The 10,622-nt window shown below is 59.0% G+C and carries 9 protein-coding genes; 5 read left to right on the plus strand and 4 right to left on the minus strand.

The features are described from left to right. The 3 genes from F4U94_RS21755 to F4U94_RS21765 form a co-directional block, all read left to right on the plus strand. On the plus strand, window positions 1-93 hold a 93-nt coding region (locus tag F4U94_RS21755; protein WP_126000317.1), incomplete at its 5' end, for an integrase catalytic subunit. A gap of 169 nt (window positions 94-262) precedes the next feature. Then, window positions 263-1,219, plus strand: a complete 957-nt coding sequence (locus F4U94_RS21760; protein WP_120252900.1) for an HWE histidine kinase domain-containing protein — start codon at window positions 263-265, stop codon at window positions 1,217-1,219. 113 nt (window positions 1,220-1,332) lie between these two features. Beyond that, entirely contained in the window at window positions 1,333-4,050 is a 2,718-nt protein-coding gene (locus F4U94_RS21765) for a type II toxin-antitoxin system ParD family antitoxin (RefSeq protein WP_150412235.1), read from the plus strand. 196 nt (window positions 4,051-4,246) lie between these two features. Here F4U94_RS21765 and F4U94_RS21770 read toward each other — a convergent pair whose 3' ends face one another. From F4U94_RS21770 to F4U94_RS21785, 4 genes are all read right to left on the minus strand, one after another. Continuing rightward, window positions 4,247-5,113 carry an exonuclease domain-containing protein gene (locus tag F4U94_RS21770; protein WP_093018150.1) on the minus strand — a complete coding sequence of 289 codons (867 nt, stop codon included), beginning with the start codon at window positions 5,111-5,113 and terminating at the stop codon, window positions 4,247-4,249. Window positions 5,114-5,187: 74 nt separating this feature from the next. Next, the gene (locus F4U94_RS21775) at window positions 5,188-5,958 is read right to left on the minus strand and encodes an SDR family NAD(P)-dependent oxidoreductase (RefSeq protein ID WP_093018094.1); all 771 of its coding nucleotides are present in this window, start codon (window positions 5,956-5,958) and stop codon (window positions 5,188-5,190) included. A gap of 42 nt (window positions 5,959-6,000) precedes the next feature. Beyond that, window positions 6,001-6,894: an SDR family oxidoreductase gene (locus tag F4U94_RS21780; RefSeq protein WP_120252898.1), complete on the minus strand. Its 894-nt coding sequence runs from the start codon at window positions 6,892-6,894 to the stop codon at window positions 6,001-6,003. A gap of 67 nt (window positions 6,895-6,961) precedes the next feature. Continuing rightward, window positions 6,962-8,104, minus strand: coding sequence for a Gfo/Idh/MocA family protein (locus F4U94_RS21785; RefSeq protein ID WP_120252897.1), 1,143 nt, complete (start codon window positions 8,102-8,104; stop codon window positions 6,962-6,964). A 188-nt stretch (window positions 8,105-8,292) separates the two neighbouring features. Here F4U94_RS21785 and F4U94_RS21790 point away from each other — a divergent pair, with 188 nt between their 5' ends. Both F4U94_RS21790 and F4U94_RS21795 read left to right on the plus strand, forming a co-directional pair. Further along, window positions 8,293-10,044: a glycoside hydrolase family 15 protein gene (locus F4U94_RS21790; protein WP_150412237.1), complete on the plus strand. Its 1,752-nt coding sequence runs from the start codon at window positions 8,293-8,295 to the stop codon at window positions 10,042-10,044. A gap of 362 nt (window positions 10,045-10,406) precedes the next feature. Beyond that, window positions 10,407-10,586: a hypothetical protein gene (locus F4U94_RS21795; protein ID WP_120253522.1), complete on the plus strand. Its 180-nt coding sequence runs from the start codon at window positions 10,407-10,409 to the stop codon at window positions 10,584-10,586. Window positions 10,587-10,622: the final 36 nt, after the last annotated feature.

Raw genomic sequence — 10,622 nt, forward strand, 5'->3', positions numbered from 1 at the left:
GCACCGGAAACGGCGACACCGCCATATCCGGCCTCCGGTTCCGCTTCGCTCCACCTCCGTCCGGATATGGCGGCGATGGGCTTAATCCACTAACAAACCAATCGGGCCACTCGGTGGGGGCAGATCACAGCCGTTCGAAGCAATCTCGTCATAACGCGAGACTCGTTGCCTCTATCGCGCTAGGAAGCCCGACGAAGAGTGATGACTCTAAATTGTGGTTTCCGATCCAACCCGAGAATCTGTGCCCGAGACCAAATTGAACATGTCCAACGAAGTCGCCTCCTTTTCGCCTGCGTCACTTGCCGCGGTGCTCGACCAGAGCGTCGATTGCGTCAAGATCATTGGGCTTCTTGGCGAAGTCAGATACATGAATGCCAATGGCATGTGCGCGATGGAGATCGATGATTTCTCGACCGTCGCCGGACAGCAGTGGGCCGATTTCTGGCCGGAAGAAACGCAATCGGTGATCCGAGCGTCCTACAGCGAAGCTGAACTCGGCAAGCCCGTCCGCTTTCGAGCCTTTTGCCCTACACAAAAAGGTACAGCGCGCTGGTGGGACGTCACTGTGTCTGCCGTGAAAAACGATCTGGGTGAGCATGCCGGCTATCTGGCCGTCTCCCGCGATGCGACCGAGAACCAGACGAGCCGCGACGCTTTGGACATCGCTACCAGTGAATTGCGCCATCGACTCAAGAACACCTATACCATGATTGCCAGCCTGCTGATGGGATTTGCGCGCGGCAACCCACATCATTCCGAATTTGCAGAGCAGATGACCGAGAGACTTGTCGGGCTGAGCCGCGCCCAGGTTCTTTTCGCAGAAACCGACACCCCTTGCGATCTTAACGACCTTGTTTCGGCCCTCGTCGAACCGTTCAGCAATGAGCATTGCGGCGTTGAAATCGAACGTCTGCCAGCATGTACGATCGACAAGGGGAGAGCCGATGCGATCGCCCTGGTCATCGGGGAGCTGACCGTCAACTCGTCCAAACATGGCGCGATTAAATATGGTGGTTCAGTCAAAATCTGCGGGGAAGCAGATGATCGGTCATTGTCCATCTTCTGGGCGGAGCATAGTTTCGCGCCGGTCGTCGAGCATGTACGCGATGGCGGCCAGGGCCTTGCCCTCATCGGGCGGATCATGCGCGCGCGCAGCGGCACCATCGACACGGCATGGCGCGATGATGGTTTGGACGTCACGCTGACCTTCGCGCTCTGACCCTTCGACTGATGATTGCCTGATCCAGCACATCCAAATTTGCGTTCGACGTTCTGATTCCGATTGATGTGCCAGTTATTGACACAGCACGGCAAGGCGGTAATCCACCGCCTATGCCCAATCGCCTTTCCAGAAACGTCTCCCTCACGCCAGAGCTTGATCGCTTTATCGAGACCCGTCTCGAGATTGGCGATTATGGTAATGCCAGTGAGGTGGTACGCACCGCGCTCAAACTGCTGCGTGAGCGGGAGGGGGTCGGTTCGGGCGATCCATTTGGATGGCTGCGGGGGCGTGGCACCTGCGTTGACCTGATGCGCCAGCAGGATTGGACGGCCACTCAGCTTGGCAGCCCGGCTCGATGGTCAGCGCAACTGCGGGCCACAGTAAACAATGTCCTCAATTCGCCTGTCCCCAAGGTATTGATGTGGGGGCCAGATCACGTCATGATCTATAATGACGGCTATGTCGCCATAGCCGGGGATTATCACCCCAGGGCCATGGGTGGCACCGTGCCGGGCATCTGGCCCGAAATCTGGGATTTCAACCGCGAGATCCTGGCTTCAGGGTTCCGTGGCGAGGTGGTCTCGCACCGCGATCAGCCCATGATACTCAACCGCTATGGGACGCCGGAGGAGGTCATTTTCGACCTCTTCTATACGCCTATATATGATGAGGATGGCAAGGTCGGCGGTGTCATGTGCACCGTTATCGAGAATACCGAAAAGGTAGAAGCGCAGCGCGCTTTGGCCAAAAGCGAACATGAGCTGCGGATCATCACGGACTCGCTGCCGGTCCTGATCTCTTATGTCGATACAGAACATGTCTACCGCTTTGCCAACAGTTTCTACGAGGACTGGCTGGGTACACCGCCATCCCAGGTCATCGGTCGGCATATTCGCGATGTCGTCGGCGAGAAGACCTATGCCGACCGCCTGCCGCTGATCGAGCGGGCGATGGCAGGCGAGTGGGTGGTCGCCGATACCACGATGCCCCACCATTCCGGCCAGGATCGCGCGGCCGAGGTTCGCTACATCCCTCGGGTTGAAGCGAACGGCTCGGTTTCCGGCTTCCATGTGCTGGTATTCGACATTGAGGATCGCGTTCAGCGCGAGGCTGCGTTAGAGCGCCTGATCCAGCACCGCGAGCGCGCAGAGGAACAACTGCGCCAGCTCAACGAGACGCTGGAAACACGCGTCATCGAGGAAATCGCAGAGCGCCGCCAGGCTGAAGCGATCCTGGCCCAATCGCAGAAGATGGAAACGATCGGCCAGCTGACCGGCGGCGTTGCCCATGATTTCAACAATCTCTTGCAGGTCGTATCGGGCAATCTCCAGCTGCTGGCCCGCGACATCGCCGACAATGAGAAGGCGCAGACGCGTGTCGCCAACGCAATGGCCGGCGTTACCCGGGGCGCCAAGCTCGCCGCCCAGCTTCTGGCCTTTGGCAGGCGGCAGGCGCTTGAGCCCAAGGTGGTGAATGTTACACGCTTCGTACGCGATATGGACGATATGCTCCGCCGCGCTATCGGTGAGGGCATCGAGATAGAGACCATCGTTGCTGGTGGGCTCTGGAACACATTTGTCGATCCGGCACAGGTCGAGAACGCACTGCTCAATCTCGCGATCAACGCCCGGGACGCGATGGATGGACAGGGCAGGCTCACGATCGAGCTCGGCAATGCCAGCCTCGACGATGATTATGCGCGTACCCATAGCGAAGTCGTGGCCGGTCAATATGTGATGCTGGCTGTTACCGACACCGGCACGGGCATTCCGGCCGATATTATCGACAAGGTTTTTGACCCGTTCTTTTCGACCAAGAGCGAGGGCAAGGGATCGGGTCTTGGGCTTTCGATGGTCTATGGTTTCGTCAAACAGTCTGGCGGACACATCAAAATCTACTCCGAGGTTGGCGAAGGCACGACCATCAAACTTTACTTCCCCCGCTCGGTGGAAAATGAGGATGTGGAGGTCGAACTTGACAGCGGGCCGATCCGCGGTGGCAGTGAAACCGTACTGGTCGTCGAAGATGACGATGCGGTTCGCGCGACGGTCGTCGAGATGTTGAGCGACTTGGGCTATGGGGTCCTCAAGGCTGTTGATGCCAGCAGCGCTCTGAGCGTCATCGAAAGCGGCATCCAGATCGACATGCTGTTCACCGATGTCGTCATGCCCGGGCGCCTCAAGAGCGCGGAACTGGCGCGCATGGCGCGCGAGCGCCAACCAGACATCGCCGTGCTGTTCACCTCAGGCTATACAGAGAATTCGATCGTCCATGGCGGTCGCCTGGATGCCGGCGTCGAACTTCTTTCCAAGCCCTATTCCCGTGATGCCCTCGCGCGCAAATTCCGGCACGTTCTGGCAAATCAGCGGCAACGCAACCTCGCCCGATTAATGCCTCAGCGAGCAACGCCGACCGAGCCATCCTCGCGTCGGAAGGTCCTTGTTTTGATTGTTGAGGATGATGCACTCATCCTGATGAACACGGCGGAAATGGTGAAGGAACTGGGACTGACCGTGATCGAGGCAATGAGTGCCGAAGACGCGATTTCCGCGCTTCAGACCACCCATGTCGACGTGCTGATCACCGACGTCAATCTACCGGGAATGGCTGGGCCCGAACTGGCTGCTCAGGCGCGCGCGCTCCTACCTGAAATAGGCGTGATTTTTGCTACCGGTGATACGCAACTGGAATTTGATCGCGCCGATCCCAAGGTTGCTCTCCTTGCAAAGCCATATGATGGAAAGGCGCTTGCAGAAGCTATTTCTGGTGCAGGTATCGATCTTATGTCCACGTCGACACCGTCTCGCAAAGACGCCAAATCCAGTTAGCGCGCAATCTCCGCGTTGACCGGGCGAACGCCTGCGCGCCCGGTCAATAACTCATAGCATTGGGTCAGTCTGTGACGGGCATGGCCGATTTAACATGGCCCGTTCTTCTGCCAGGATCCCACCCATGCATCCGATGCGAGCGTCCTTGGTCAATGGTCTGCGTCAATGCAGACGCGTGGGCTAACCGGTGAAACTCTTACAAGGGCAGTGCTTTGAGCAGAGAGGCTGCCGACACGATCTGGATATCGGAACCTGACGCTCGATATGCCTCAGCCCTTTTGAACTGCGCATCGTAACGGACATAGCCGAACGGCTCATCTGCCGCGACGACCAGCATCGTCGTGGTCGCGCCGACTGACGCCATGATCTTCCCACCATTGGCCGCAATGCGCTGCGCCAGTGGACCGTCACGCGGCTCGCCAAGGATGGCAATGCGCTGGCCCTTGAGCATCCCTCCGGTCGCTGGCCTTGGCAAAGGCGGCGGACGTTTTCTGGGCGGTGGCGCCAGCCAGTCGGTCAATTGCGAGCCTGTATGGTCGATCGCCTTTACGATGATCATCCCTGCCGCGCGGGCATCGCTTAGTGCATCATGATGTTTGAGCGGGATACCCAGATGCTTCGCCACGATGTTGAGCCGGTGACTGGGAAGCTCGGGCCATACGCGCTTGGCAACGCGCACACTATCGAGCCATGTCGTCTCGACCATCGCGCGGTCATGGACCAGGCAGGCTGCGGCGAGGGCCCCTTTATCGAAATAGGAATGGGCAACGGTCGTGCGACCACTCAAATGACTGTGCACGACGGCATGGACATCGGCAAAGCAGGGTTGGCCCACGACATGCCTGGCGGCAATCCCGTGAATGCGCGTGTTGAAGCTGCTGAAATGATCCCGCGGGTCGACCAGCGACTCATACTCAAAGGTGACTGCGCCATTGCGGAACCCGACGATACCGATCTGGCAGATGCTACTGACGCGGGCGCATGCCGTTTCGACATCGATGACCACGAAATCCGGCTCTTTGCTTTCGTCATCGCCGGGATCGGTTGGATGGGGTGGGAACATGGAGGGGCCATAGGCGGTCTCAAACCCAATGTCCAAGCGCTCTGCTGGCAATGGCAGGGTTGCAAAGTCCCACCTCAGTGCGCGTAGATCATCTTGCGCGTCATGCCGCCATCAACGGCAATTTGCTGACCGGTGATGAAGCCGGCGCCATCGGATGCCAGAAACAGGACAGTTGCGGCGATGTCGGCGGGTTCCCCAACGCGACCAACCGGGTGCTGCTCCCGATCGATCGCACGATGCTCTACGGCTTCACGCGTTTGCGCTTTCGCCCAAGGCCGCGTCTCGATCCAGCCAGGCAGGATGGCGTTGACCCGGATGTCGGGACCAAGGCTGATCGCTAGAGCATGGGTGAGAGCGCATAAAGCCCCCTTGGCCGCCGCATAGGCTTCTGTATCGGGCTCCGATTGGATTGCGCGGGTCGACGCCATGATCACGATCGACCCCTTGCTTTGCCGCAGCAGGGGAACGGCGGCACGAACCATCAAAAAGGCGCCCGTTACGTGGCTGTCCTGCCATGCCTGCCATTTTTTGAGCTCAAGCTGCTCAATCGGGCCGTTGAGCGGATCAGCAAGGCCCGCATTGGATACGAGCAGATCAATGCCGTGGGCCGCGTCCCCTTCCCTATTCCATTCGATGATCTTCTCGAACGCCTTTTCGATGTCGCGCTCGCTGGCGACATCGGCACGAATGACGATAAGATTTCCCGATGGTAGTTCGCTGCTCAAGCCACGAACCGCCTCGGCGTCGCGATCAAGCACCGCCACGCGCCAGCCTTGCGTCAGCAGAGCTTGGGTGATGCCCTTACCAATGCCCTGCGCCCCGCCCGTTACAATTGCCGTTTTCATAATATATCTAGTCTCCAGACGACAGGCGCAGGAAGTGCGTGCTCAGGCTATGCCGGCGCCGCCGGTCACACCAAAAACTTCGCCGGTGATGTAGCTGCCCTCCTGGCTCGCCAGCAGTACATAGACAGGGGCAATCTCCACCGGTTGTCCAGGGCGTCCAAACTGGCTCTGCTTGCCGAACTCCATCACCTTTTCCTGCGGTTGGCCACCGCTAGACTGCAACACTGTCCAGAACGGACCAGGCGCAACGACATTGGCGCGAATGCCCTTTTCGATCAGCTGTTTGGCCAGAGCCTTGGTGTAAGCAACAATTCCTGCCTTCGTCGTAGCGTAATCAAGAAGAATGGCGGACGGTTCGTACGCCTGCACCGAGGCTGTGGTGATGACTGAAGCGCCAGCGGGCAAATGCGGCACCGCTGCCTGCGCAATCCAGTGCATGGCGTAGAGATTGGTCTTCATCGTGCGGTCGAAATCATCCGAGCTGACCTCGTCGATCGCGTCGCGATATTGTTGCCGGCCGGCATTGATAACCAGAATATCGAGGCCACCTAGTTGTTCGACGGTCTGGGCGACGAGGTCGCGGCACCAATTTTCGTCCGTGATGTCGCCCGGCAGCGCGATTGCCTTTCTCCCTTCCGCTTCGATCAGCGCAACCACGGCTTTGGCGTCTTCTTCCTCGGCCGGAAGATAAGACAGGGCGACATCGGCACCTTCACGGGCATAGGCGATGGCGGCCGCGCGACCGATGCCGGAATCCGCGCCGGTCACAAGTGCCTTACGGCCCGTCAGCTTGCCCGATCCGACATAGCTTTCCTCGCCGTGATCGGGCTTGGGATTCATCTGTGCGGCAATGCCAGGAACGGGTTGTGGCTGCTTGGGGAAGGGCGGCACGGGATATTGGGTGCGGGGGTCCTGCAGGGTGAGGCGATCGGCCATCGGGGGCTCCTTGTTCAATTGTGCGATAGGTAGGCCACGAGGCCTGATTGGGCTGTCGATCGTTCGATCACTCCTTCCCGCGTGCGGGATTGGAGGCACCGACCAGTTCGGGCGGCTTTTTGAGGCCGAGCGTTTCTTTCTGCGTATCGGGGTCGATCTGACGATGGCGCCTGAAGGGTTCGAGCTTCTGAGGCTGACCGGTTTCCAGGCATTTGAGAATGCCGGCGATCACCCGCACATCGGCAAAGCCTTCTTCGCCGTCTGGTTCGGGCGCGCGATCGTTGAGAATGCAGTCGGAGAAATAGCGCAGTTCGCCGCCAAACTGGTCCGTCGCCTTGTGCGGCACATGCCGACGCTCATCGCCGATAACGACATGCTGCTCCAGACCCATGCCGAACATAAAAGCGGGGTTCATCTGGATGCTGCCCTTGGTCCCCACGACGAAAAAGCTGTCGATTGTGTTGGCAAAGTAGGAAACGGTGAATTGCGCCAGCCGTTCGCCGGGGAAACGCAGCGTGACAGCGACGGTATCGTCCAGATCGCCGAAGCCTGCTTCAGGATGGCGCGTGGCGACAGCGGAAACGACTTCGGTAGGTTCACTGTCAAAGCAATATCGCGCCGCATTGATCGGATAAGGCCCCATGTCAAACAATGGGCCGGCCAGCACGCCATTCTTGGCACGATGATTTTTGGGATCGAGCATCTGCGCGAATGTGGAGGTGAAGGCGATCGTCTGTCCAAGCTCGCCCTTCTGGATACGCGCGATTGTGTCGAGAGTCGCCGGTTCGAAATGCAGCCGATACGCAACCATCAGCTTTGCGGCTGAAGCCTTTTCCGCAGCGAGAATCTCAAGTGATTTTTCCAGGGATATTTCGAGCGGCTTTTCTACCAGTACATGGATGCCCGCTTCCAGCGCAGGGATTACGAACTCGGCGTGACGCCAGTTAGGCGTCGCGACATAGATAGCGTCGATCGTGCCCGATGCCAGCAGGGCGTCGAATTGATCATAGCTATAACCGCCATCGACATCATATTTGTCGCACAAGGCGCGGAGCTTCTCCGGGTCGCTGGAAACAAAGGCCGCGATCGTCGAATTGCCGGTATGGGCAACGCCGGGCAACATCGCCTCCTGCGTGATGTCGCCCAGCCCGACAAAGGCGTAACGGACCTTTTTGTCCGATCCGAAACCGAAGGCGGATGCGACGCTCATATCTTTCTCCTGATGGACAGATGAACCTACGCAACGTCTGTGGACGGGATCGTCTCCATGGAAAAATAGCGGATCAGGCGCCAGTCTCATGAGTTGTGTCTCCATTCCGTCAAGTCGAACCCCAGGATGTTACCATCGCCACGCTACCTCATGATCGTCCCCAGGCCCGCCGCAACGGGGAGGGCTATCTGGCTCTTGAAGACTATGGCGCGCTGGGTGACGGACGGTCGGTTGCGCTAAGCGGCGCCGACGGTTCGATCGACTGGTGGTGCGTACCCAATCTGGATTCGCCGCCCTTGTTCGACCGCCTGCTTGACCCGGCCGATGGCGGGTATTTCAGCATTGAACCAACCGAGGCGTATCGTGTCGAACGGCGCTACAGGCCGGAAAGTAATGTGCTTGAATCGACATTCGCGACCGCCAGCGGCAAGGCGCGGATTGTTGAGTCGATGAACAGCGGATCGGCCGGCCGACTGCCCTGGTGCGAACTGGCGCGCCGCATTGAAGGCCTGGAAGGTCGGGTGCATTTCAGGATGCAGCTTCGCCTCGGGCGGCGAGCCGACACCGTCTCACCCTATATGCAGGTAATAGGGGGTAATGATGTCTTCCATGTCGGGCGGGTGCTTGGATTGTGCCTGCGTAGCCAGGGTGTGACGATCACCATGAAGGAAGACGCAGGGCTATGTGCGTCGGTCAGCATTGCGGCCGGCGAGCAGGAAATCATTGCGATTGTGGCGGGTGAGGATGAGCCGCTGGTGGTCCCTACTATTGCGGAAATCAGCGCAAGGATCGACACATCGGATGAGGAATGGCGCGTGTGGGCGAGCAAGATCGTTCACGAAGAACCAAGTCGCCCGCTTCTTGTCCGCAGCGCGCTCGCGCTCAAGCTACTGCTCTTCTCGCCAAGCGGCGCGATCGCTGCAGCGGCCACCACGTCGCTGCCTGAACATATCGGCGGCAATAAGAATTACGACTATCGCTACGCCTGGGTTCGCGATGCAGGCTATACCATCAAGGCGTTCTTGCGCATTGGGGCGCAGGCCGAGGCAAAGGCGGCGCTCAGCTGGCTGCTCAACCAACTTGAGGAACATGGCCCGCGTGTCTGCTATTCGATCTGGGGTGGCAGGGTTCCGGACGCACGATCTGTCGCCGTGCCGGGCTATGGCGCTTCCTCCCCTGTACGCGTAGGCAATATCGCAACAGATCAGCACCAGCATGGCGTTTATGGCGACATATTCGAGACGGCGTCCCGCTTCGTTGAAAGCGGCAATATTCTCGATTCCCGCAGCGCCGAGATATTGTCCCATCTGGCCGACGAATGCGCCGATCTTTGGCGACAAAAGGACAGTGGCATGTGGGAATTGCCGGACAAAGAACATTACACCATGTCGAAGATCAGTTGCTGGCAGGCGCTGGCGCGGGCGGTCGAACTGGCCGACGATGGCCATCTGCCGACCACCTGCCGGGACCGTTGGGCGCGCGAGCGGGATCGGGTGGAAGGCTGGATCGCTGAACATTGCTGGTCCGAAGCGCTGGGCGCCTACACTTTCTACCCGGGAACGGATCAGTTGGATGCCTCGATCGCGCTGGCGGTCCGCTTCCGGTTCGACGGGACGGATCGTCTGCGCCGCACGCTGGAGGCAATCGACCGCGAACTCGCCAGCGGTCCCTATCATCATCGCTACAGCGGGATGGAACAGGAAGAAGGATGCTTCCTGGCCTGCACCTTCTGGATGATTGAGGCCTGGGCGCTTCTGGGCGAAAAGGCGAAAGCCGAACAGATGTTCGACAGCCTCATCGATGCGCTGGACTTGGGCGTAGGCGTTTATCCAGAAATGGCCGATCCTGTTTCAGGTCGCTATCTTGGCAATATGCCGCAGGGTCTGACGCACCTGGCTTTGGTACAAGCGCTGACAAGCTTTGTGAATAAGACACAGTGAAACTGAGCCGTCTGCCCCCGATCGTCTCGAACAGGACTGCGCCAAGAGAACATGCATGAATTGAAAAGGGTAGCGACGTCCGAGGAAATTTTCGGCGATTTTCAAACGCATGTTGGGCGTATCTCCGAGCCGTTATTGCCACCCATGTACATGCCAATCGCATGGTTCTGGTAGTCCGATACCGGAATGCGTCGTTCGCCGGTCGGGCCTGGATAGCTACCTTCCGTCAGGACTCGAGCCATCAGCAGTTAATAACGGCTCACTCTATCTACCTCCACCCACCACAAACAGACGGTGCTGTGGAACGAGAACATTCGCGAGAAGTTTAGTTCAACAGACCAAAAATGCACAAGGAGAGTGACATGAGCATCGAAGGAAAGGCCAAGGAGGCCGCTGGCTACGTCAAGGAAGAGTTGAACGAGCACGGCAAGACGCCCGAGGCGCAGAAGAAGGCGCAGGAGGGCCGCGATCTGCGGAATGAAGGGCGGGTCGAGGACGGCAAGGCGCCGAAGACCACGCCGGTTGGAAGCGGCGCGGAATAATCTCCCGCCCACTCTCAAGCAAAGCGCCGCCCCTCA

This window comes from Sphingobium limneticum, from assembly GCF_008710155.1.
Taxonomy (GTDB): Bacteria; Pseudomonadota; Alphaproteobacteria; order Sphingomonadales; family Sphingomonadaceae; genus Sphingobium; species Sphingobium limneticum.

What these genes read in the sequence shown, in the direction of transcription:
- F4U94_RS21760 (WP_120252900.1), top strand. Translation starts at nt 263, where the DNA reads ATGTCCAACGAAGTCGCCTCCTTTTCGCCTGCGTCACTTGCCGCGGTG.
- F4U94_RS21765 (WP_150412235.1), top strand. Translation starts at nt 1,333, where the DNA reads ATGCCCAATCGCCTTTCCAGAAACGTCTCCCTCACGCCAGAGCTTGAT.
- F4U94_RS21770 (WP_093018150.1), bottom strand. Translation starts at nt 5,113, where the DNA reads ATGTTCCCACCCCATCCAACCGATCCCGGCGATGACGAAAGCAAAGAG.
- F4U94_RS21775 (WP_093018094.1), bottom strand. Translation starts at nt 5,958, where the DNA reads ATGAAAACGGCAATTGTAACGGGCGGGGCGCAGGGCATTGGTAAGGGC.
- F4U94_RS21780 (WP_120252898.1), bottom strand. Translation starts at nt 6,894, where the DNA reads ATGGCCGATCGCCTCACCCTGCAGGACCCCCGCACCCAATATCCCGTG.
- F4U94_RS21785 (WP_120252897.1), bottom strand. Translation starts at nt 8,104, where the DNA reads ATGAGCGTCGCATCCGCCTTCGGTTTCGGATCGGACAAAAAGGTCCGT.
- F4U94_RS21795 (WP_120253522.1), top strand. Translation starts at nt 10,407, where the DNA reads ATGAGCATCGAAGGAAAGGCCAAGGAGGCCGCTGGCTACGTCAAGGAA.